Here is a 22937-nt window from a genome sequence, read left to right as displayed (position 1 = left end):
ATTTTTTCAAAATGCTTCAAACGACACTGTCCGAGCGGCTGCTTTTTTCATATAATGTGAGATAACACCCTTGTATCCACTTGCAAGCATAAAAAAGGAGGGCTTTTTTATGAATGGTGAAATCCGCTTGATCCCGTATGTGACGAATGAGCAGATCATGGATGTGAACGAGCTTCCTGAGGGTATTAAAGTGATTAAGGCGCCAGAAGTGTGGGCAAAAGGGGTTAAAGGCAAAGATGTAAAAATTGCTGTATTGGACACCGGCTGCGATACAAGCCATCCCGATCTGAAAAACCAAATCATCGGCGGCAAGAATTTCACAGATGATGACGGCGGCAAGGAAGATGCCATTTCCGACTACAACGGACACGGCACACACGTTGCCGGAACGATTGCGGCTAACGATTCAAACGGCGGCATCGCCGGAGTTGCGCCTGAGGCAAGCCTTTTAATTGTAAAGGTGCTTGGCGGTGAAAACGGCAGCGGAAAGTACGAATGGATTATTAACGGCATTAACTATGCTGTTGAGCAAAAGGCTGATATCATCTCAATGTCCCTTGGCGGACCGAGCGATGTGCCTGAACTGGAGGAAGCGGTCAAAAACGCCGTCAAAAACGGAGTGCTAGTCGTTTGTGCTGCGGGAAATGAGGGTGACGGCGACGAACGCACAGAGGAGCTTTCCTATCCTGCTGCGTATAATGATGTAATTGCGGTTGGATCTGTTTCAGTAGCGCGTGAATCGTCAGAATTTTCAAACGCAAATAAAGAGATTGATCTTGTTGCACCTGGTGAAAACATTTTATCCACTCTTCCCAACAAGAAATACGGGAAGCTTACCGGCACTTCAATGGCTGCCCCTCATGTCAGCGGAGCGCTTGCTTTAATTAAAAGCTTTGAAGAAGAATCTTTTCAAAGAGAGCTCTCTGAATCTGAGCTTTATGCGCAGCTGATCCGCAGGACACTTCCGCTCGATATCGCAAAAACATTGGCCGGGAATGGATTCCTGTATTTAACCGCTCCTGATGAGCTATCGGAGAAAGCAGAGCAGTCACATTTACTGACCCTATAATATTATTTTTCTCATATAATATATACTGTAATTTGTAAAAAAAATTTCAAAATCTTTGTTGACAATGAATTTGAATTGCTGTTAAGATTACCAACAAATGATTCAACTTTTCAAAAAATTAATAACATTTTCTCTTATCGAGAGTTGGGCGAGGGATTGGCCTTTTGACCCCAACAGCAACCGACCGTAATTCCATTGTGAAATGGGGCGCACTGATTTTCGCGCCGAGATTTATATCTCTTAAGGCACGGTGCTAATTCCATCAGATTGTTTCTGAGAGATGAGAGAGGCTGTATGTTTTGCAAAAAAGCCTCTTTCTCTCATGGGAAAGAGGCTTTTTAGTTGTGAGAAAACCTCTTAACAGCCTGTATCCGCGGGTCAACAAGAGTGTTTTACATATAAAGGAGGAGAAACAATGACAACAATCAAAACATCGAATTTAGGATTTCCAAGAATCGGACTGAACAGAGAATGGAAAAAATCGCTTGAAGCGTATTGGAAAGGAAACAGCGATAAAGATACGTTTTTGAAGCAAATCGATGAATTATTCTTATCCGCAGTGAAAACGCAAATTGACCAGCAGATTGATGTTGTGCCTGTTTCTGATTTCACACAGTATGATCATATTCTTGACACTGCGGTCAGTTTCAACTGGATCCCGCAACGCTTCAGACACCTGACTGACAGTACAGATACATACTTCGCCATCGCCCGCGGAATAAAAGACGCCGTATCAAGTGAAATGACAAAATGGTTTAATACAAACTACCATTACATCGTGCCGGAATATGACGAGAGCCTAGAGTTCCGCCTGACAAGAAACAAACAGCTTGAAGACTACCGCCGAATCAAACAGGAGTACGGCGTTGAAACAAAACCTGTTATCGTCGGCCCTTATACGTTCGTCACGCTTGCAAAAGGCTACGAGCCATCTGAAGCTAAAGCAATTCAAAAACGTCTCGTGCCGTTATATGTACAGCTTTTAAAAGAGCTTGAAGAAGAAGGCGTAAAATGGGTTCAAATTGATGAACCTGCGCTTGTCACCGCTTCAGCTGAGGATGTACGCGGCGTAAAAGAGTTATTCGAGAGCATCACAAATGAGCTTTCTTCCTTGAATGTACTTTTGCAAACGTATTTCGATTCTGTTGATGCTTATGAGGAGCTCATTTCTTATCCTGTACAGGGTATTGGGCTTGATTTCATTCATGATAAAGGCAGAAACCTGGAACAGCTTAAGACACACGGCTTTCCGAAAGATAAAGTGCTGGCAGCCGGTGTCATAGACGGACGCAACATTTGGAAAGCGGATCTTGAAGAACGCCTGGATGCCGTGCTTCATATCCTCAGCATTGCACAGGTTGATGAATTGTGGATTCAGCCTTCCAGCAGCCTGCTTCATGTTCCGGTAGCGAAACACCCAGATGAGCATTTGGAACAAGATCTGCTGAACGGATTGTCCTACGCGAAAGAAAAACTGGCAGAGCTGACAGCTTTAAAAGAAGGCTTAGTATCAGGCAAAGCCGCCATCAGCGAGCGAATTCAGCAAGCGAAAGCGGACATCAAAGCGCTCAAACAATTTGCAACAGGAGCCAATTCTGAACAAAAGAAAGAGCTTGAACAATTAAGCGATAAAGACTTCAAGCGTCCGATTCCGTTTGAAGAACGTTTAGCCCTGCAAAATGAATCTCTCGGACTCCCGCTTTTGCCGACAACAACAATCGGAAGCTTCCCGCAGTCTGCTGAAGTACGCAGCGCACGCCAAAAATGGCGGAAAAACGAGTGGTCTGATGAACAATACCAAAACTTTATCAATGCGGAGACGAAAAGATGGATTGATATTCAGGAGGAATTGGATCTTGATGTTCTTGTTCACGGTGAATTCGAACGGACAGACATGGTTGAATACTTTGGTGAAAAGCTGGCCGGCTTCGCCTTTACGAAGTACGCCTGGGTTCAATCATACGGTTCACGCTGTGTACGCCCGCCGGTCATTTATGGAGATGTAGAGTTTATTGAACCGATGACAGTGAAAGATACTGTATACGCTCAATCGTTAACATCCAAGCATGTAAAAGGAATGCTGACAGGTCCTGTTACGATTTTAAATTGGTCCTTCCCTCGGAACGATATCTCGAGAAAAGAAATCGCATTCCAAATCGGACTCGCCCTCCGCAAAGAAGTAAAAGCGCTTGAAGACGCGGGCATTCAAATCATTCAAGTCGATGAGCCAGCCCTGCGTGAAGGCCTTCCGTTAAAAACCCGTGATTGGGATGAGTATTTGACCTGGGCTGCCGAAGCATTCAGATTAACAACCTCTTCTGTGAAAAATGAAACACAAATTCATACACATATGTGCTACAGCAACTTCGAAGACATCGTCGATACGATCAATGATCTTGACGCTGATGTCATTACGATCGAGCACAGCAGAAGCCACGGAGGATTTTTGGATTACTTAAAAGAGCATCCGTATTTGAAAGGGCTCGGGCTTGGTGTTTATGACATTCACAGTCCACGTGTCCCGTCAACTGAGGAAATGTACAACATTATCATTGATGCGCTTGCGGTATGTCCGACTGACCGTTTCTGGGTAAATCCTGACTGCGGTTTAAAAACAAGACAGCAGGAAGAAACAGTCGCAGCCTTAAAAAATATGGTTGAAGCGGCGAAACAGGCAAGAGCTAAGCAGACACAGCTTGTATAATACGAAAACCATCTGCAAATGCAGATGGTTTTTTCTTTTAGAAAACGGGAATCGGTTTTCGATGCTCCCCATCCCCTTCTTTTAGTATTTTGGCTGTTCCATTTTTATCAAATGCCACAAGGCTCAAAGACGTATCATGTATGTAAGCAGAACTCCATATGTCATGAATGCCTCTTCCCTTTATGATATTTAACAGCATTAATATAAAGACAGAATGGGTAACCAGAAGAATATTCCCTGAAGAATGGCTGTCTAAAATCGATTGGAGAGCCAGCCTTGCCCGGCTTTCAAGGTCAAAAAATGTTTCACATCCCGGCTGGCGATATGCTTCAGGATGATGAAAATAAGCATGAAAAAGATCAGGCTCGTCTCTTTCAATATCCTCTTGTTTCTTCCCTTCCCATGACCCCAGTGACATTTCTCTGAATATACGATCTTTCGCAAGCGGCAGGCGGCGCGATCCCAATATAGCTTTTGCCGTCTCTTCTGTCCGCTTGCTCGGGCTGATGTAAACCTGATTGAATTCAATATCCTTCAGCCGTTCTCCAAGAGCGCGGGCATTGTACAGCCCAAGTTCTGTTACACCAGAATCCAGCCAGCCCTGCATCCTTTTTTCTACGTTCCAATGTGTCTGTCCATGCCTGGCGATATACAAATGCAGCATATGCTCCCCTCCCTTTTTTTCATCTTAGCAAATCCCCCAAATATTTTGTTTATTTTTCATTTTTTTGAGAATGTTTTTTCACTTCTTTTCGGCTATACTTATATCATTCGATCGACTGGGAGGGTATGGGATGAATCATGAAGCTTTTTTAAAGCGGGCTGTCGAGCTTGCTCGTGAAGGAGTGAACGCTGGAATCGGCGGGCCTTTCGGAGCCGTTATCGTGAAGGACGGAGCCATTATAGCCGAAGGACAGAACAACGTCACTACAAGCAATGATCCGACTGCCCATGCGGAAGTAACTGCTATTCGAAACGCCTGTAAAGCGCTTGGGACATACCAGCTGGATGACTGCATGTTGTATACGAGCTGCGAGCCATGCCCAATGTGCTTAGGCGCCATCTACTGGGCCCGGCCGAAAGCCGTTTACTATGCTGCTGAGCATACAGATGCTGCTGAAGCAGGATTTGATGATTCATTTATTTATGAAGAAATTGATAAACCTGCTGAAGAGAGAACGATCCCCTTTTATCACGTGACTCTTGCGGAGCATTTGTCTCCGTTCCAAGCATGGCGGGATGTTGACCATAAAAAAGAATATTAAAGGATCAGGCATGTGCGGCCTGATCCTTTGTTAATTCACTGAGCAGCTGCTGTGCCTGAGTACACCTCGGGTTTGCTTTCAGCGCTTTCTGCAAATATAAAACTGCTGTCATATGTTGATGCAATTCAGCGTGACAGACGCCCAGCCAGCAAAGGGATCGAAAATCAGCGGCTCCTTTAACCTGTACGTACTGATGGTTTTCACCTTGCGTTTGCAGACAGGATTCAAATGCTGTAATCGCTTCTCTGACTTTTTTAAGCTGATACTTCATTATCCCTTTGTAGTAGTAAAGGGTGCTGTAATCTGGATAATGCCGCAGTGCTTCATCAATATCCCGCTCAGCTTCTTCATACCGTTCAGAATCAATGAAGAGTTGAAACTTGATATAATATAAAACCGCTGGAGGAGTTTGCTTTTTGCTGTTGCATTCATTTATGCACTTCATTGCCAGGCGGATGGCTTTGCTCTGTTCACCGCCTCTGTCGTACTCAGCTGCTTTCTGATAAATGAGAAGCGGGTCGGCATATGACGTCAATAATTCTGTATTCAATATGCTTAAATTACGTTTATGCTTACACTTTGCCTCCTGCTCCAGATAGCCGTAATGGTGAATAACACAAGGGAGAGAGAAAGCGCCGCTTGCCTCCTCACCCACGGGCTTTTCGCAAATTCTTCCCTTAAACGTTATCTTCCGCTGATTCCGTATCAGCCTGATCTGCATTTGTTCAAATGCTTCGTTTTCATCCCATTGCTTTCCCGTATAGTTTATAACCTTTACGTAACCAAGGGACTGCCTGCAGTCATTCAGCAGTGAACGCAGCAAGCTTCCCGTATCCACGTCTAACTCTTCATCTGCATCCAAAATCAAAATCCACTCACCCTTGGCATGCTGTAAACTGATGTTTCTTGCCTGCGAATAATCCTGTGTCCATTGATGATGATAGACCTGAGCATGAAAACTTCTGCAAATTTCTACTGTTTGATCGTTTGATCCGGTATCAACGACAATGATTTCATCAGCAATATGCTGCACACTCTCTAAACAGCGGACAATATGACGTTCTTCATTTTTGACAATCATACAAACTGACAGCTTCGGTCTTTTCATTCGCTCACCTTTTCTCTAGTCTGAATCCACCTATACTACATGTATTCACACTTCGAAAAGATCATAACCAATCCGTTCATATCAAAAAAACATCCTGAGAACTCTCAGGATGCTGCAAATTATTTTAATTCCAATTTTACATCAACATTTCCTCTTGTCGCTTTAGAATAAGGACAAAATTCATGAGCAGCCTCGACAAGCTCTTGGGCTTTATCCCGATCCAATCCCTTTGTATTGACGACAAGTGTGACTCCGATTTTAAAGCCGCCGTCACTTTCATCCTTCATGAGGCTGACCTGTCCTTCAATTTCTGAATCAATGTCAATATTTTGTTCTTTGGCCACGTGTTCAAGCGCGCCGCCAAAGCATGCTGCATAACCTGCGGCAAAGAGCTGTTCCGGGTTTGTTCCAGTTTGTCCTTCTTTTTTTGCATTGGGCATGACAATGTCAAAATCGAGAACCCCGTCATCTGATTGAATATGTCCTGAACGTCCGCCGCGAGCAGTGGCTTTTGCTGTAAATAATGCCATTTGTTTTCAGCCTCCTTATTTGTCTTTAGTTGTTATATTTCCCATACACATCTTTTTAAACATGTTTTGTTTGCCGAGAATAGGAAAAGTGGTGATTTTCAGCTACAATAGTATGTAATGTCAGAAAGAGTTGGTGAACACAGATGCAAAATGGATTTGATCATATGAAATTAGAGAATCAGCTTTGTTTTTTGCTTTATGCGAGTTCGCGGGAAATGACAAAGCAGTACAAGCCGCTGCTTGAAAAGCTGAATGTGACATACCCTCAATATTTGGCTTTGCTTTTATTGTGGGAACACGAAACACTTTCCGTCAAAAAAATGGGCGAGCTTCTGTATTTGGATTCCGGAACGCTGACACCGATGCTGAAACGGATGGAGCAGCAGGACTTGATTACCAGAAAAAGATCTGAAGAGGATGAGCGGTTGGTGATGATCAGCCTGACAGAGAACGGAACGTTATTAAAAGAAAAAGCGGCTGATATTCCGGGAACGATTCTGGGACTCTCAGGCCAGTCCGGCGAGGAATTAAAACACTTAAAATCGGCTCTATATACATTGCTTGAAACGCTGCACCAAAAAAAATGAGGATGCCCTATGTGAGGCATCCTCATTTTTTATTCAGCGACTTCCAATGTGACATCGATATTGCCGGATGTTGCTTTTGAATAAGGGCAGACACCGTGCGCTTTTTGGACAAGTGCCTGTAATTCTGATGCACTGACTCCTTTTCCTTTCACCTGCAGCGTCACACCCAGTTTGTAGCCCTGATCTGCTTCATCCTTTAGCAGGCTGACATGCGCTGTAACCTCTGTCTCCACTTTTACTCGTTCTGTTCTTGCTACAAGCTGAAGTGCACTGTCAAAGCAAGCTGCGTAACCTGCCGCAAACAGCTGCTCCGGATTTGTCGCTTTTTCTAATTTCTTTGATCTCGGTGTTCCCGGCATTGCGACATCGAGCTCGAGAACGCGGTCTGATGAAATTACCTTTCCTTCTCTTCCTCCTATCGCTGAAACGGATGCTGTAAATAATGGCTGACTCATATTGTATTCCTCCTCTTTTGTTTTACACAATTAAATTGTACACAATTAAATTTAACGTGTCAATTTTTTATTTATAAAAAAGCTTACCTCCTTGAGAGATAAGCCTTTTAATACATCGTGCTATTCGCGAATTTGTCCTGTTCCTTTAATGATATATTTTGTAGAAGTTAATGCAGGAAGCCCCATCGGTCCTCTTGCATGAAGCTTTTGTGTACTGATGCCGATTTCTGCTCCGTAGCCAAATTCAAAGCCATCGGTAAAACGGGTCGACGCGTTATGATAGACCGCGGCGGCGTCTACAGCCGTTTGAAAGTAAGCCGCATGCTTATCGTTTTCAGTTAAAATGGCTTCAGAATGATTAGTGCCGTATTTCTGGATATGCTGCACAGCTTCCTGTACACTTTCAACCGTCTTTACACTGATGACAGGCCCTAAGTATTCCGTTCCCCAATCTTCTTCTGACGCCTGTTTGCTTGAAGAATGAAGCCCGCATACGAATTCATCGCCGCGGATTTCGACTCCCGCTTTTTCCAGCTGCGTCAGCAATTCTTTTCCGTGCTGCTCTGACCACGCTTTGTGGATCAGCAGTGATTCAATAGCATTGCACACGGAAGGGCGCTGCGTTTTGGCGTTTATGACAATCTTTTCAGCCATTTGCTGATTTGCCGTTTCATCTATGAAAATATGACAGTTGCCGGCTCCGGTTTCTAATACCGGGACTGTTGATTCTCTTACAACGAGATCGATCAGTTTTTTTCCTCCGCGCGGAATCAATACATCCAATCCGTCATTTAACGTAAAGAGTTCTTTTGCTGTCTCTCTGCTCGTATCCTCAATCAGCTGCACAGCGTTGATTGGAAGCGCTGATTGCTCAAGCGCTCTGTGAATAACACTGACGAGTGCTTTGTTGCTGTGAATGGCCGAGGAGCTCCCCCGCAGGACAACCGCATTTCCTGTTTTCAGGCAGAGGGTAGCCGCATCAACTGTGACGTTTGGCCTCGCCTCGTAAATCATTCCGGCAACACCGAGCGGCACACGGATTTTTTCAATAAACAGGCCGTTCGCTTTTTCAATTGTTTCAAGAGATTCGCCGACTGGGTCAGCCAGATCAATCAATAGCTCTACCGCGTCCGCGATGTCGCGTATGCGTTTCTCATCCAGCGTGAGACGGTCAATGACATCGGGTGTTAACCCATTTGCTTTTCCGTTCTCAATGTCTTTTGCATTTTCTGATAAGAGAAAATCCAATTCTTTACGGAGTCCATTTGCAATGAGACTGAGCGCCTCATTTTTTTCAGCCGTTGTTTTCATCATCATTTCAGCTGCTGCTTCTTTCGCCAGCGTCGCTTTTACAGAAACTTCACTCATTTTTCCGCCCCCTAGTCTTTTAAGTTGACCCAGTCATTCCTGTGAATGACCTCAAACGTTTTGTCAAAATCAAGCTCATTGCTTCGTTTGCCTTTTGCCTCCATAATCTCCTCTGATGAATAATGGGTCTGGCCTTTGCCGATCACACCGCCCGGTCCCCGGACTTCCACGACAGCCCCTTTTGGAAAGCTTCCGTTCACGCCCACTACGCCAGCCGGTAAAAGACTGCTTCCGTTATGAACCATCGCCTCTTCGGCACCTGCGTCAATAACAATTTCCCCTGATATCGGCGAGTGGAATTGAATCCATTGTCTCGTATTGTTGACTGAGGATAGCTCCTTGTCGCCGATATAAGTCCCATCTCCCCTGCCATCTAAAATATCCGCCAGCTTTTGTTCGCCGCTGCCTGTTCCGATGAATACTTTGACCCCAAGAGACAGTGCGGTTTGTGCAGCTAACAGCTTTGATTTCATACCGCCCGTGCCGACCTTTGATCCGGCTGAACCCGCGTATCCCAGCAATTCAGGGGTGATCTCCGGCAAATAATCAAATCGTTTCGCATCAGGATTTTCATTTGGATTGGCATCATACAGCCCGTTAATGTCAGTCAGGATCATGAGCTGGTCTGCATGAATTAATCCGCTGACCAAAGCAGAGAGCATATCATTGTCGCCAAAAGTCAATTCTTCAACAGACGTAGAATCATTTTCATTAATAACAGGGATAACACCGCGCTCCAGCAATTCCATAATCGTTGCATACGCGTTTCGATACCGCTCTCTCTTCGAAAAATCATTTCTCGTCAAAAGGATTTGTCCCGGGGTAAGTGAGTATTGTTTAAATTGATTCATGTATTGCTGCATTAACAGTGTTTGTCCGACCGCGGCTGCCGCCTGCTTTCCCTTGAGGGTAACAGGACGGGACGGATAACCGAGACTGGAAAACCCCGCCGCTACTGCTCCCGAGGTAATCAAAATCATTTCATGCCCCGCTTTTTTCAAAAGAGAAATTGCCTGAACGTGTTCTCTGATTTTTACCTCATCAATGCTTCCTTTGCTATTTGTAAGCGAACTGCTTCCTATCTTCACTACTATTCTTTGTTTTTTCATTTATTCTCCTCCGCGGCTCTTCGCCAGCCAACTTACAATAAAAAAACCCATTTCATCCTCATTAATAAGGACGAAATGGGTTTCCGTGGTACCACCTTGTTTGAACGCACTTCAGCACGTTCCGCTTCCCTGTAACGCCAGGTTATGCGCCTAGGTTTTCCCCCTAAGACTCCAAGGCAGGTTCGGCAGGTTTCATGCGGCAAAATGTTTCAGCTACTCATTTTGCTCTCTGTCACAGAAAGGTCTGCTTACTAATCCTCTTCAACGCTCAATGATTTTTTTATATTATGCAAAGAAAAAAGCCTCTTGTCAAGGTTTTTTCCACATCAAAAAAGCCCGCATTGCGCGGGCGTCTGGCAGTCTAGTTAAAGACAATGGTTTTATTTTCGTGAACGATCACGCGGTCTTCCAGGTGCCATTTCACAGCGCGGGCAAGAACGCTGCGTTCAATCGTTCTGCCGATATTTTTCAGCGCGTCGGCATTATCGCGGTGGTCAACACGCTCAATGTCCTGTTCAATGATCGGCCCTTCATCAAGGTCATTTGTGACATAGTGAGAAGTTGCGCCAATTAATTTGACCCCCCGCTCATAAGCTCGTTTATACGGATTGGCACCGATAAAAGCAGGCAGGAAGGAATGGTGGATATTGATGATTCGATTCGGATGAGCCGACACAAAATCAGGCGTTAAGATCTGCATGTAGCGAGCAAGAACGATCACATCAATATCATATTGCTCCAGCAGTTCAAGCTGCTGTTTCTCAACTTCCGCTCTGATATCTTTGTTCGCTTTTAAATAGTGGAATGGAATGTTCAGCGGTTCAACAAGGTCTCTCGCATCTTCATGGTTGCTGATGACAACCGCGATTTCCGCCATGAGATTGCCTGTTTGCCATTCCCAAATGAGCTCATGCAGACAGTGAAGCTCCTTTGATACAAAAATAGCGACACGCTTCAGCTCGCTGGCCATCGTTAAGCTCCACGTCATGTCGAATGTATCCGCAATAGACGAAAACGCGTCCTGAAGTTTTTCTTTTTTCTCCTGAATGCCTTCACAGTCGAAGTCAATTCTCAGGAAAAAACGCCCGCCTTCAGGATCTGTCGTATATTGATTGGATTCAATAATATTGGCGCCATGTTCTAATAAAAACGCAGAAACCGCAGCAACAATACCCGGCTGATCAGGACAGCTGACCAAGAGACGCCCTTTATCTTCATTTCCGTCACGGTATTCATTTAACCGCTGGGTCATATATGATTTCATGAATAATCCCTCTTATCTTTGTAAGTCTAAACTAATTATCCATTATACTGAAGATTTGATAAAAATCAATTTATGACAGAATTTTTAAACCGACGGCTGAGCATAAGATTAAAGCGATAAAGAAGATTCGTTTGGCGTCTTTCGGCTCATTGTAAAAGAGAATGCCGATAAGCGCCCCGCCCGCGGTGCCGATTCCTGTCCAAACGGCGTAAGCGGTGCCCATCGGAATGGTTTCCATAGCAAAAGATAATAAGGAAAATGAGGCGGCAAAACCGATAATGATCAGCACTACCCATTTGGGGCTTTTTTCTTTCGCAAATTGATTCATAAGTGCGACGCCTGCCATTTCCAAAAATCCCGCGCCTAATAAACTGATCCAATGAAGCATTATGCCTCGCCTCCTTTTTCATCAGCCTCATCCTGTGTCACAAGCTTCAATCCGATCACACCGATTAAGAGCACGCCGATTAACAAAAGCTTCGGCAATCCGACCGGTTCGTGAAACAGAAACATTTCACTCATCACCGTTCCTGCCGTGCCAAGGCCTGTAAAGACGGCGTATACTGTACCGACCGGCAGGCTGGCTGTCGCCTTCATTAACAAATAAAAGCTAACTATGATACCGACGGCAGTGCCGCTCCATGTTAAGACTGAGTCAGCATGCTTTAAGCCCACAACCCAAACAACCTCAAACACGGCGGCTAGCACAACCAATCCCCATTTCATATCACATCATTCCTTTCTATTTATGCAATAAAATTCTCCGAAAACAAAAAAACCCCGGACAGTCGACTCATAATGAGCTTGACTCTCCCGGGCTTTTTTCCCTCCGTGTGCATATGCGCTGTTATGATGCGCATATGTGTTTTCTCTCGGACCAGTCCATGTTAATTAACATGCGGAACCCTAGAAAACTTTATCTGGTCTTATGATACTACACCTCGACGCTGTCTTCAATTGTAAGATTTTCTTTCATACACAGCGATCGGTTTATTCCATTTTCTGATCGTCCGGCTGTAAAGCATGCCGATTTTCTCTGCCACCCGTAAAGACGCTTTGTTATCCGGGTCAATCAAAGCCGCAATTTTGCCGTACTGCCGCTCCTTGAAACCATAGTCCAGGCAGGCTTTGGCCGCTTCTTGCGCATAGCCGTTTCCCCAGTGCCGGCGGGCAAACATATAGCCGATTTCCATTGCCGTTTCATTTTCGGTTTGCTGAGGCACGATTCCGCATTGGCCTAAAAAATCCCCCGTCTGTATGTCTTCGGCGATCCAGAGACTGACCCGGTACCCTTTTTCATTTCTTTTGTTCCAAGCAATCCACTCGCGGGTTTGCCGTTTATCTTTTAAACCGGAATAATATTTCATCACTTCAGGGTCGCTGAAAAGCTCAAGTAAAGATTCTTGATCCCGGTCCTCCATACAGCGCAAACGAATCCGTTCGGTCACAAGCTTCGTTTCAGCGCGCATTTTTGATCATATCCTGCTTCCATTCTTTTTTAAGGGCTTCAATATGAGCTTGATGATAGCGATTATGATCCGCCATATGCCATATCCCCCATCTTACTGTTGCCTTGTCACCCTCGTAAGAAAGCGTCTGATGCAAATCGTTCTCGGTCAAGGTCTTACATACCGATTTCAGCTCGTTTATGACATGTTGATGTCTTGTCAAAAGTTCTTCTAAACCCGGCTGATTCTTTGGTTCAGGCAATCGTCCGCTTTCATCTGTCATCGGGCCGTAAATGTCTTCAATATGTTCTGGGACCCGATTCTCCTTTATGCGCCACACCCATCTGATATCAACATTTGCGATATGCTGCATCAGCTGTGCCGTGCTGTTTTTTGTTTGACAGCACCCCTTATAATATAGCTCTCTGCGAGTCATGCGGCTAACAATGGATGCCAGACGGAGGCTGTTTTCTTCCACTGCGGAATACAGCAGACTGACTGTCGGCGCCATGTCTTTTCTAATGAATAAGTCCCTCATGTTCCATTCCCTCCTTACCTATGTGTACATTTTGACGTAAGGGGGAACATTTCCTTTGCAGAAGGCACAATCTAATCTATCAAAAAAGCGCCAAAGAATGTCGGCAGCACATTTAATTGTTATTTCCAGGCTTGTACAAATACGGATCATGGTGCGCATCGTTGGATGTATTCAAATCGAGTGAGATGTCACCGCGGTCATTTAACGTGCCGAGCGTGACCAAAGACAGCTGTTTTGGGCTGTGCCCTTTTTCCTCAAGCTTTTCAAACAGCCAGCTTCGGTTTTTTTGAAGGTACTTCAAATTGTGATCAAGGATCTCGCCGTCCAATATGAGAGGAATCGGGATAAAGTTCCGTTCAGCCTCCATATTCAAATCCCGCACCTGCACTGCTCTCGCTTCTTCTGTCGGGATCACGCTTACTTCTCCCGTTTCTTCAATGATGGCAAGGTCAATATCAGCCGGATCTGCATAGCCCTTTTCTCTCAGTTTTCCGAGCAGCTCATTGACGGTCAGCCTCTCTTTTTTGAGTCCACGCTCATCGATATCCCCGTTCCGGATTAACACTGTCGGACTGACCACCAGCAGCCATCTCCACTTATTAGAAAGAGCAAGCTTGCTCATCAGAAGATAAAGCAATAAAAAGGCGCCTGCGTAATAAATAGACATTGGCAGCTTGGATGTGAGGATCGGCTCACTGATGATGGTTCCGATTGCAAAGGTCAAAAGCAAATCAAAATTGTTCATTTGTGACACGGCTTTTTTTCCGGCAAGCCGAAACAAAATATAAGCAATCGAAAACACGATAACAGGCTTGAATAAAAATGCCCATACCATCCATAACACTGATCATTGCCCTCCATCCGCTAGTCATAATGAATATATTGTTCCCTGTAACTGAAACGCTATGCATATCTTACCTCTTCATCCAAATAGGCGAACGTGCAGAATGCAGGCACATAACATAGTAGAAAGTCATGTTATTGGAGGGACAGCATGAAACATCAGCATAAGAGTGCCAATTGGCAATATGAAAGCATACAGTCAAAATCCGCAGCCTATCAGCCATACCATACAGCTGACAGGCTGGCCGGTTTAGAGCTTAAAATGGAGCATTTGATCAGAGCCATCGAGGTGAACAATGAATTGCTGAGAACGATTCAAGAGCAGCAAAATCGCGTATGCTCAAGCGGAGGCGGATCAGTCATTGTGCGGATGTAGAAGAAGGCGCTCGTCCGCCTTCTTCTATTTTCCTAAAAAAAGCCCTTCTCATATAAGAGAAGAGCTGTGTGTATTAAGAAATGGACTGTGCGATGCTTAATTGAGGACCGAACAGTTCGTAATGAATAGACTCTGGCGCTGACCCGAGCTCCGATACAAGCTTATGCATTTGAGTGATAAATGACGGTGAACCGCAAATATAATAATCCGCATCTGTATTGGCGATCAGGCTTTTGAGGAACTGCTGGTCAATTTGACCTTCATGAAATTGAATGTCACCCGCGCGGTCTTCTTCTGTCGGCTCGCGATACATAAATGCCGTTTTAACAGAAGAATGCTTTGCTGCCTCTTCTGCTTCATTGCGTAGTGCGTGGTATTCACTATTTTTCGCGGCATGGATAAACAGAATCTGCCGCTCAGGCTGTTTGGAAACAGATGTTTTCAGCATGCTGATCATCGGTGTGATGCCAACTCCGGCACTAAGCAAAACGAGATCTTTGCGGGATGAAGAATCTAAAACAAAATCTCCTGCCGGTGCACTGATTTCTAATGAATCCCCCTCATGCAGCCCTTCGTGTAAATAAGAAGACACAGCACCGTCTTTCTTAACTGAAATTCGATAATAGTCTTTTCCCGGCATATCAGACAAGCTGTATTGACGGATATGCGTATATTCAGAATCAGGAATCCGGACTTTAATGCTGATATACTGCCCTGCTTGAAATTCAGGTAACGGCTTGCCGTCTTCCGGTTTCAAATAGAAGGATGTTATTTCTTTGCTTTCACGCACTTTTTTCGCAACGATGAAAGGCTTATACTCCTTCCATCCGCCAGTTTGGTGTTCCGCTTGTTCATACATTTCTTCTTCAATTCCGATAAAAGCGTCAGCTATAACTCCATACGCTTTCTCCCACGCCTGCATAATGTCAGGGGTCGCTGCATCTCCCAAAACATCTTTAATCGCAATCAGCAAATATTTGCCGACAATCGGATAATGTTCAGGCTTAATACCGATACTGCGGTGTTTATGGCCGATTTGTTTGACGACCGGAATGATATTGCCAAGCTGGTCAATATTGGCTGCAGCTGCAATAACGGCATTCGCCAGGGCGGTACGCTGTGTTTTTTTCTTTTGGTTTGTTTGATTAAAAATGTTTAAAAGCTCAGGATGATCTTGGAACATGAGGTCGTAAAAACGTTCTGTAATGGATTCTCCGTGCTGCTGTAATACTGGTACAGTGCTTTTTATGATTTCGATTGTTTTGTTATCTAACATCGTTTAACAACCCTTCCGAAAAGATGTATTTAAAATATATCTTTAAAATACATGATCTTTCCTTTAAAAGATATATTTAAAATGAATCTTTAATAAAGTTGTCACAAAATTATCAATTTAACGTGACAATTGTTGCTTTTTTATAGAATCCCCTAGCAAAAACGGACTAACCTCTGTAATGATCACATTAACAGCGAAATAATGGAAGGCACAAAAAACCCAAAACAACGTATGTTTTGGGTTTCATGTTTACCAAGGCTTGTCTGTTCCAAGCGCATTTGCCAGCGCCTGACTGTGTTTTTTTCGGTTTTTCCGTTCACTGGCACGCTGAACCGCTGTGTTATGCAGCATGATTTCCTCTTCTGTTTCCGGTACAACTCTCGGCACAGGCACCGGCTTACCGTTTGAGTCTAATGCGACAAAGGTCAAAAAAGATGTCGCGGCGAGCTCTCGTTCACCAGTCATCAGATGCTCTTTGATGACTTTCACAAACACCTCCATGGAAGATGTGCCGACCCAAGTCACATATGATTCCAAGCAGACAGACTCCCTTTGCCCGATCGGTTTCAGAAAATCGACAGAGTCCATCGAAGCCGTTACCGTATCACGTCTGCAATGGCGCGCTGCTGAAATAGAGGCAATATCATCGATATAACTCATCAGTTTTCCGCCAAACAGCGTATTATGATTGTTCGTATCGAGAGGGAATACCCTGCTGGTTTTCACAACCTTTGACTCTTTACAATATTTTGTTTCCTGTGCTTCCATACCTTTCTCCCCTTTGATGTCTGATCGATTAGTAAATGCACTCATATTCTCCTATTAAACAATATTCTCATCCATTTGTCTAAAATTTAAAATGATTTGTCTGTCAGGTTTTCTTTCTTAAATGTTTAATGATTTGGCTGACAAGGGAATAATATACGTATTCTTCACACGGTCAGGAGGAGAAACAAATGGATGTATCCGTTCCAAAACATCAGCACAAAACGGTATGCCAAACAGAATATGACACCTTGAAGAAAGTTATTTTATGCAAACCCGAGCATATGACAATTAAGGACGTTATTAATGAAACCCAAAAACATTTTGAAGATGACAATATTCAGGTCAAAACCGCCAAAGAGCAGCACAAACGCTTAGTAGAAGAGCTCAGGTCACACAGCATTGAGGTCATCCTTTTGCCTGTTCAGCACGGACTGCCTGAGCAGGTATTTACCCGGGATATCGGTTTTGTCATCGGGGAAAAAGCCTTTCTTTCCAGCATGACTGAGCCCATTCGCCAAGGGGAAGAAGCTGTGATAAAAGAATTTTTCCACAATCAAGGAATTCCTTATACCCGGATGCTGGATACTAGCATTGAAGGCGGGGACGTCGTCATAGATGGCGATACCGTTTATGTCGGAATCAGCCAGCGCACGGACATCTCAGCGGTCGGCCAGCTGCAAGAAGAGCTTCCTGAATATACCATCATCTCAGTTCCGCTCCATGAAAAATTTCTGCATCTGGACTGCGTATTTAATATCATTTCTGAAAGCGAAGCATTAATCTACCCTGAAGCCCTTCCGCAGCAGGAAGTCGATATGCTGGCAGAGCGTTACAATCTCATTGAGGTACCCGAAAACGAACAATTTACACTTGGCACAAACGTCCTGTCTATCGGCAGAAAGACCATCATCAGCCTGCCGGGCAATCGTCATGTGAATCGTGAATTATCCAAAAGAGGCTATCACATCATCGAAATTGACTTGTCAGAAATTATCAAATCAGGCGGTTCCTTCAGATGCTGTACGATGCCGCTCATTCGAGGCGAATGAAGAATATTCCCCTTTTTCATGTTTTGAACAGCGTATTTCTTTAAGATACGTTAATATAGAGATGACATCATTTTTAAGGGGGAAATCGCATGACAAAGTACATAGGATATGTCGGAACATATACAAAAGGCGGAAGTGAAGGCATTTATTCATTCGAGCTGGATACTGAGAAAAAAACACTCAGCGAGCCAAAGCTTGCCGCAAAGCTGGGAAACCCCACATATGTGACGCCGAATAAAGACAACACGATTCTTTATTCAATTGAAAAAGCAGACGGTAAAGGCGGTATTGCTGCCTATAAAATCGATAAAAACAGCGGCGAATTAACATTTCTGAATCATCAGTTAATCGATGGCCCATCGCCATGCCACGTGAGCGTCGATGATCATCAGCAATTCGTATTGACAGCCAACTATCACAGCGGGAAGGTGCACGCTTTTCCGGTTCAACAAGACGGAGGTTTGCAATCTCCCGCTTCAGAAGCCGTCCATACAGGAAAGGGTCCGCATGAAAGACAGGAAAAGCCGCATACACACTATGCGGGCTTTACACCTGAACATAATTATGTCGTAGCGGTTGACTTAGGAACAGATAAGCTGTACACCTATAAGCTGAAAGACGGTGAATTAACTGAATCCGGAAGCCATTCCTTCGCTCCCGGTGCAGGCCCTCGTCATATCGCTTTTCACCCGAAAGAAAAATACGCATATGTCATGACAGAATTAAGCAATGAAGTGATTGCGCTTGAATACAATCCAACAGCCGGCGAATTCAGAGAACTTCAAGTTGTCTCTGCCATCCCTGATGATTTCACAGATAACAGCCAGGGAAGCGCCATTCACGTCACTCAGGATGGGCGTTTTGTTTACGTTGCAAACCGCGGCCATGACAGCATCGCTGTGTTTGAAGTAAATCAATATTCAGGCGAGCTGGCATTTGTGGAAAGAGTATCGACTGAAGGAAACTGGCCTCGTGACTTTGTGCTGGATCCAACGGAGACCTTCCTTGTCGCTTCAAATGAAGAAACGGGCAATCTCGTATTGTTTGAAAGAGACACAGAGACAGGCCGGCTGACGCTGCTTCCTTCAACCGTTTCTGTCCCTTATCCGGTGTGCGTGAAATTTTTACAGCAATGATAAATGAAAGCTGGCTCCCAACAACGGAGCCAGCTTTTTGTTTATCTTACCTTTTCTTTCGTTTCAGCATTTCGATATAAATGGCAGGCAACGAAACGGCCGGCTTCGATTTCTTGAAGCAAAGGGCGTGATTCCCCGCATTCAGGCATCGCCTCCGGGCAGCGCGTCCGAAACACACAGCCGCTCGGCGGATGTACCGGACTCGGCAGCTCCCCTTTTAAAATGATGCGCTCACGCTTGTCCTCTAATTCGGGGTCCGGAATCGGAATCGAGGACAGCAGCGCCTTCGTATACGGGTGCAGCGGTTCACGATACAATGTGCCGCTATCTGTAATTTCCATCATGTGGCCTAAGTACATAACGCCGATCCTGTCGCTGATATGCTTTACCATCGATAAATCATGGGCAATAAACAGAAATGTGAGCCCTTTTTCTTTTTGAAGCCGCTTCAGCAGGTTGACCACTTGCGCCTGAACCGACACATCAAGCGCAGAAATCGGTTCGTCCGCTACGATAAACTCCGGATTCAATGAAAGCGCTCTGGCAATCCCGATTCTCTGCCTTTGACCGCCGCTGAATTCATGCGGGTAACGGCTGCCGAAATCCGGGTGAAGCCCCACTGCCTCAAGCAGCTCGTCCACAACGAGAAGCCGCGCTTTATGGGTATTGTAAAGATTGTGAATTTCCATCGGCTCTAGAATGATTTCTCGAACGGTCATCCGCGGATTGAGCGATGCATAAGGGTCCTGAAAAATCATCTGCAGTTTGCGGTTATAGGCAAACCGCTCTTTCTCACTGAGGGCGTGAAGATTTGTTCCGCGGTATTTGACGCTTCCTTCTGTGGGATGGTAAAGACGCATCAGCACTCTTCCCAAGGTTGATTTCCCGCAGCCGGATTCTCCGACAAGCCCGAACGTCTCCCCCTCATGAATCTGGAAGGTTACCCCGTCGACCGCTTTGACTGTTCGCTTTTTCCCTGCGTCAAAATGCATTTTCAGCTGACTGACCTCTAGCAGTGGTGTCATGTGTCTCCCTCCTCATTCTGAAAAACAGCGGCGTGCCGCACAAAGCTCTTTTTCATATCCTGTATCTTTCAGCGTGATAATTTCGATCGATTTCCCTGTTTTAGGAGAATGGAGCATTTTTCCGTCTCCTATGGACAGACCTACATGATGAATTGCTCCATTTCCTTCCTCATATGCAAAAAACAGCAGATCACCTGCACCGATGTCGTGAAGCGGCACTTCCTTCCCTGTTTTCGCCTGGTCTCCCGCATCACGGGGAATCCTGTATCCATTTGCTTTAAATACGCTGTACATAAAACCAGAGCAGTCAAATCCAAACCCGCTTATACCTCCCCATAAATAAGGAAGCCCGAGAAAACTTGCCCCTGTCTGAATGATGTCTTCCGCCGTTCCTTTCTTATTCTGAACAAGCGCCGCATCAGTTTGTCGCAGGAGCCTATCTCCAAAAGGAGTCGCTACCTTGAAAAAGCCATTCTCTTCTTCAATCAGCGGCAGAGCAGTTAAGAAGCTCAGTTCAATTTCCTTATCTCCGGTATCCCCATACAAAAAAGCTGTTGGTTTGCTGATCGCCACGGTGTGATTCGATTGTGGGAGATTTGTGTTTTTCAGCTGGTTCTTTTTCATCCAGCCCGGATATCCGCGTTTATCCTTGCGGGATGACTGGCCGGGCACAACGACAGACACCCATTCATCCTGTTCTGCCGTGACCAGCACCTCCTCTCCAAAGAGAACCTGTGTCTGGATCACATTATCTGTACATAACCCAAGCCGCTGATCATAGGTCATGCTATTGAGCCATTCTCTGATCGACACGGTTGGATCGAGCATTGTTTGATCAAATGGACGAGGTGTATCAGGTGCTGTCCATATGTTGGCAACTGCTGATATAACAGTATGGTTCATGTCTCTATCCCTCCTTTCTGATGCACGACTCCGGTAATGCCAAGACCAGCTTTGTCAGGCATCGTAATCGTGCTGCCGCTGTAAATAATCCCGCCCTTGATCAAATCCGTTTTCAGCATGAGTGGGGCGTCGAAATCAAAGCGGGTAATGTTTTTTTTGCTTGCCGCGAAATGCGCCGCAGCTGTTATGCCAAGCTTTGTTTCGATCATGCTGCCGACCATGCACTTCACCCCGCAAATCTCAGCCATGGCATTGATTTTCTCTGCACCGCTGATTCCTCCTGCCTTCATCAATTTAATATTGATCAGATCGGCGCTGCGGGTTTGAAGGACTTCGAATGCCTGTCGCGGAGTAAATACACTTTCATCAGCCATGATTGGGGTGTCCGTTGCATCCGTAACTTTCTTGAGCCCGGCAAGATCATCCTTATGGACAGGCTGCTCGACAAGCTCAATGTCCAGGCCGGCATCCTCCATTTTCCGAATCGCCGTTACCGCTTCTTTCGGCACCCATCCCTGATTGGCATCCAAACGCAGCTTTACCCCAGGCCCGACACGCTTTCTGATTTCTTGAATACGGGAGATATCTGTCTCAATGTCATCTCTGCCAACCTTTATTTTTAGCGTTTGAAAGCCTTGTTTAAGAAAGCTCTCTGCATCCGCCGCCATCTCTTCAGGCGAGTTCACACTGACGGTGTAGTCCGTTTCAAGTGTGCTTCGATATCCGCCGAGCATTTGGTAAAGCGGCTGTCCGCTCATCTGCGCCCAGCCGTCGTATACAGCCATTTCTACAGCTGCTTTTGCGCTTTGATTCCCTTCCAGAAGATGCTGGATGTCATGCAGAATGGCCTCGCAGCCGGACAGTCTTCTTCCAAGCAGTGCCGGCTTTAAGACATTATGAATCGCACTTTCAATACTGTCCATGCTGTCTCCGGTAATCACAATTGTCGGAGGCGCTTCTCCCCATCCGATTGCGCCATTATCATAAGTGATCGTGACGATAACAGATTCGGCCGTATACACTGTGCGAAGCGCCGTTTTAAACGGCTTTGTCAGCGGCACGGCGACCCGTTTCGTGTCTATTTTTGTGATCTTCATACTCAAAGCGCCCCTTCAGAAACGCCCGCCTCAATGACGACCGTTTTTTCGGCTGTATCCATGGCAGCGTGCGCACCGATCGGAACGGCAATACTCGGCGAACAGTGGCCGATCTTAAACCCTCTAAGAGCAGGCCTTCCGGCGGACACAATATAGTCTTCGAGCACCTGCTCAAGTGTCAAAGATTTCTCCCGCTTCACCGGGATGCAGTTATGAAAATCACAAACAAGAATACCGGCTGCGTCCGCCAGCTTCCCTGCCATTTTCAGCTGATTCAGCATCCGGTCAATTTGATACGGCTCTTCATCAATATCTTCAATAAACAGGAGCTTTCCCCTCGTATCAATTTCAAACGGCGTGCCGAGTGTCGATGACAGCAAGGAAAGATTGCCGCCGACAAGCTCTCCTTCCGCTTTCCCCGGAACAAGCATCGTCAGCGGAGAAAGCTTTTCTGTATAGGTGAATACAGTCTCTTGAAACAGCTGCTCATATGACGCTTTTGTCAGGGGATGAACGTCTTCCAAGCCTATATCTGAGCTGAGCATCGGCCCGTGAAAAGTGACGAGGCCTGTGTTTTGATGGATGGCGGTATGTAAAAACGTAATATCACTGTATCCCCAAAAGATTTTAGGATGTTTGCGGAGCAAGCTGTAATCAATGCCTGAAGCGATCCGTCCCGTGCCAAAGCCTCCGCATGCGCACAGCACCGCTTTCACCTCCTGGTCTTTGAACATCTCGTGCAGATCAGCCAGCCGCTCATCATCCTGTCCCGCTAAATAGCCGTGCTGGTTTTTCAGCGCCTTGCCCAGCTTTACCTGAAGACCGAGCTCCTCTAAAAACAAAAGCGCCGTTTCAAGCTTTTTCGGATCAGGCGGGCTTGCAGGTGCGATGACACCGACTGTATCGCCTTTTTTCAGTGCGTTCGGCTTGTGATTCAACTCCGATCAGCTCCCTTCATTTGCTCTGCACCCTACGTATACGTGAAAATAAGAGAAAAAATACCGCTCCTTCACATAAAG

25 protein-coding genes and 2 riboswitches are annotated in these 22937 nt (G+C 45.5%); of the genes, 7 read left to right on the top strand and 18 right to left on the bottom strand.

The window, feature by feature from the left end; translation table 11 throughout:
* Positions 1-109 precede the first annotated feature (109 nt).
* Entirely contained in the window at positions 110-1069 is a 960-nt protein-coding gene (isp, locus tag NYE43_RS07180; RefSeq protein WP_024121126.1) for a serine protease Isp, read from the top strand.
* A gap of 131 nt (positions 1070-1200) precedes the next feature.
* A riboswitch (SAM riboswitch) is annotated at positions 1201-1356 on the top strand.
* 128 nt (positions 1357-1484) lie between these two features.
* A complete protein-coding gene (gene metE, locus NYE43_RS07175; protein ID WP_341061403.1) occupies positions 1485-3773 on the top strand; it encodes a 5-methyltetrahydropteroyltriglutamate--homocysteine S-methyltransferase in 2289 nt (762 codons plus the stop codon).
* 37 nt (positions 3774-3810) lie between these two features.
* Here the strand turns inward: metE and NYE43_RS07170 are convergent, their stop codons facing one another.
* Positions 3811-4437 carry a histidine phosphatase family protein gene (locus NYE43_RS07170; RefSeq protein ID WP_341061401.1) on the bottom strand — a complete coding sequence of 209 codons (627 nt, stop codon included), beginning with the start codon at positions 4435-4437 and terminating at the stop codon, positions 3811-3813.
* 130 nt (positions 4438-4567) lie between these two features.
* On the opposite strand from NYE43_RS07170, the gene NYE43_RS07165 reads away from it, so the two are divergent.
* Positions 4568-5038 (top strand): nucleoside deaminase, encoded by a 471-nt coding sequence (locus tag NYE43_RS07165; RefSeq protein WP_024121123.1) that lies wholly within the window; start codon positions 4568-4570, stop codon positions 5036-5038.
* Positions 5039-5042: 4 nt separating this feature from the next.
* Here NYE43_RS07165 and NYE43_RS07160 read toward each other — a convergent pair whose 3' ends face one another.
* Positions 5043-6146 (bottom strand): glycosyltransferase, encoded by a 1104-nt coding sequence (locus NYE43_RS07160; RefSeq protein WP_326324127.1) that lies wholly within the window; start codon positions 6144-6146, stop codon positions 5043-5045.
* A 119-nt stretch (positions 6147-6265) separates the two neighbouring features.
* The gene (locus NYE43_RS07155) at positions 6266-6676 is read right to left on the bottom strand and encodes an organic hydroperoxide resistance protein (RefSeq protein ID WP_095713467.1); all 411 of its coding nucleotides are present in this window, start codon (positions 6674-6676) and stop codon (positions 6266-6268) included.
* A gap of 143 nt (positions 6677-6819) precedes the next feature.
* Here NYE43_RS07155 and NYE43_RS07150 point away from each other — a divergent pair, with 143 nt between their 5' ends.
* The gene (locus tag NYE43_RS07150) at positions 6820-7263 is read left to right on the top strand and encodes a MarR family winged helix-turn-helix transcriptional regulator (protein WP_095713468.1); all 444 of its coding nucleotides are present in this window, start codon (positions 6820-6822) and stop codon (positions 7261-7263) included.
* 29 nt (positions 7264-7292) lie between these two features.
* Here NYE43_RS07150 and NYE43_RS07145 read toward each other — a convergent pair whose 3' ends face one another.
* From NYE43_RS07145 to NYE43_RS07105, 9 genes are all read right to left on the bottom strand, one after another.
* Positions 7293-7718 (bottom strand): organic hydroperoxide resistance protein, encoded by a 426-nt coding sequence (locus NYE43_RS07145; RefSeq protein WP_326324131.1) that lies wholly within the window; start codon positions 7716-7718, stop codon positions 7293-7295.
* Between the two features lie 120 nt (positions 7719-7838).
* On the bottom strand, positions 7839-9086 hold the full coding sequence (gene proA / locus NYE43_RS07140; protein ID WP_326324133.1) for a glutamate-5-semialdehyde dehydrogenase: 1248 nt from the start codon (positions 9084-9086) through the stop codon (positions 7839-7841).
* 11 nt (positions 9087-9097) lie between these two features.
* The gene (gene proB / locus NYE43_RS07135; protein WP_044156184.1) at positions 9098-10195 is read right to left on the bottom strand and encodes a glutamate 5-kinase; all 1098 of its coding nucleotides are present in this window, start codon (positions 10193-10195) and stop codon (positions 9098-9100) included.
* Positions 10196-10556: 361 nt separating this feature from the next.
* Positions 10557-11459 carry a formyltetrahydrofolate deformylase gene (purU, locus tag NYE43_RS07130; RefSeq protein ID WP_024121117.1) on the bottom strand — a complete coding sequence of 301 codons (903 nt, stop codon included), beginning with the start codon at positions 11457-11459 and terminating at the stop codon, positions 10557-10559.
* Positions 11460-11529: 70 nt separating this feature from the next.
* Positions 11530-11847 (bottom strand): DMT family transporter, encoded by a 318-nt coding sequence (locus NYE43_RS07125; protein WP_024121116.1) that lies wholly within the window; start codon positions 11845-11847, stop codon positions 11530-11532.
* On the bottom strand, positions 11847-12185 hold the full coding sequence (locus NYE43_RS07120; RefSeq protein ID WP_024121115.1) for a DMT family transporter: 339 nt from the start codon (positions 12183-12185) through the stop codon (positions 11847-11849). Before NYE43_RS07120 ends, NYE43_RS07125 begins: the two co-directional genes overlap by 1 nt.
* Before the next feature lie 82 nt (positions 12186-12267).
* Positions 12268-12380, bottom strand: a riboswitch (guanidine-I (ykkC/yxkD leader).
* 32 nt (positions 12381-12412) lie between these two features.
* Positions 12413-12928 carry a GNAT family N-acetyltransferase gene (locus NYE43_RS07115; RefSeq protein ID WP_095713471.1) on the bottom strand — a complete coding sequence of 172 codons (516 nt, stop codon included), beginning with the start codon at positions 12926-12928 and terminating at the stop codon, positions 12413-12415.
* Positions 12918-13445, bottom strand: coding sequence for a DinB family protein (locus tag NYE43_RS07110; RefSeq protein WP_326324135.1), 528 nt, complete (start codon positions 13443-13445; stop codon positions 12918-12920). The genes NYE43_RS07115 and NYE43_RS07110 overlap by 11 nt, the downstream gene beginning before the upstream one ends.
* Positions 13446-13557: 112 nt before the next feature.
* Positions 13558-14289, bottom strand: coding sequence for a DUF421 domain-containing protein (locus NYE43_RS07105; protein WP_024121113.1), 732 nt, complete (start codon positions 14287-14289; stop codon positions 13558-13560).
* A 150-nt stretch (positions 14290-14439) separates the two neighbouring features.
* Here NYE43_RS07105 and NYE43_RS07100 point away from each other — a divergent pair, with 150 nt between their 5' ends.
* The gene (locus NYE43_RS07100) at positions 14440-14664 is read left to right on the top strand and encodes a hypothetical protein (protein WP_103671579.1); all 225 of its coding nucleotides are present in this window, start codon (positions 14440-14442) and stop codon (positions 14662-14664) included.
* A gap of 73 nt (positions 14665-14737) precedes the next feature.
* On the opposite strand, the gene hmpA is transcribed toward NYE43_RS07100, so the two are convergent.
* Both hmpA and NYE43_RS07090 read right to left on the bottom strand, forming a co-directional pair.
* Complete coding sequence (hmpA, locus tag NYE43_RS07095) at positions 14738-15940, bottom strand: NO-inducible flavohemoprotein (protein WP_326324137.1); 1203 nt, start codon at positions 15938-15940, stop codon at positions 14738-14740.
* Positions 15941-16189: 249 nt separating this feature from the next.
* Positions 16190-16708, bottom strand: a complete 519-nt coding sequence (locus NYE43_RS07090; RefSeq protein WP_024121110.1) for an acyl-CoA thioesterase — start codon at positions 16706-16708, stop codon at positions 16190-16192.
* A 188-nt stretch (positions 16709-16896) separates the two neighbouring features.
* Between NYE43_RS07090 and NYE43_RS07085 the strand changes: the two genes are divergently transcribed.
* The gene (locus tag NYE43_RS07085) at positions 16897-17757 is read left to right on the top strand and encodes a dimethylarginine dimethylaminohydrolase family protein (protein WP_101860741.1); all 861 of its coding nucleotides are present in this window, start codon (positions 16897-16899) and stop codon (positions 17755-17757) included.
* An 89-nt stretch (positions 17758-17846) separates the two neighbouring features.
* Positions 17847-18893, top strand: coding sequence for a lactonase family protein (locus NYE43_RS07080; RefSeq protein ID WP_103671576.1), 1047 nt, complete (start codon positions 17847-17849; stop codon positions 18891-18893).
* A gap of 41 nt (positions 18894-18934) precedes the next feature.
* Here the strand turns inward: NYE43_RS07080 and NYE43_RS07075 are convergent, their stop codons facing one another.
* Genes NYE43_RS07075 through NYE43_RS07060 form a run of 4 tightly spaced genes read right to left on the bottom strand, consistent with a single transcriptional unit; the run spans position 18935 to position 22856 of the window.
* Positions 18935-19918, bottom strand: coding sequence for an ABC transporter ATP-binding protein (locus NYE43_RS07075; protein WP_198097764.1), 984 nt, complete (start codon positions 19916-19918; stop codon positions 18935-18937).
* Between the two features lie 12 nt (positions 19919-19930).
* Positions 19931-20821, bottom strand: a complete 891-nt coding sequence (locus NYE43_RS07070) for a C40 family peptidase (protein ID WP_198097765.1) — start codon at positions 20819-20821, stop codon at positions 19931-19933.
* Positions 20818-21918 carry an L-Ala-D/L-Glu epimerase gene (gene ykfB, locus NYE43_RS07065; RefSeq protein ID WP_198097766.1) on the bottom strand — a complete coding sequence of 367 codons (1101 nt, stop codon included), beginning with the start codon at positions 21916-21918 and terminating at the stop codon, positions 20818-20820. Before ykfB ends, NYE43_RS07070 begins: the two co-directional genes overlap by 4 nt.
* Before the next feature lie 2 nt (positions 21919-21920).
* Positions 21921-22856 (bottom strand): S66 peptidase family protein, encoded by a 936-nt coding sequence (locus NYE43_RS07060; RefSeq protein ID WP_198097767.1) that lies wholly within the window; start codon positions 22854-22856, stop codon positions 21921-21923.
* Positions 22857-22937: the final 81 nt, after the last annotated feature.

Origin of the sequence: Bacillus sp. FSL R5-0434 (assembly GCF_038004745.1) — a bacterium.
Taxonomy (GTDB): domain Bacteria; phylum Bacillota; class Bacilli; order Bacillales; family Bacillaceae; genus Bacillus; species Bacillus halotolerans.
Note: the sequence above shows the minus strand (reverse complement) of the source record. Positions and strands in the feature narration are given on the sequence as shown.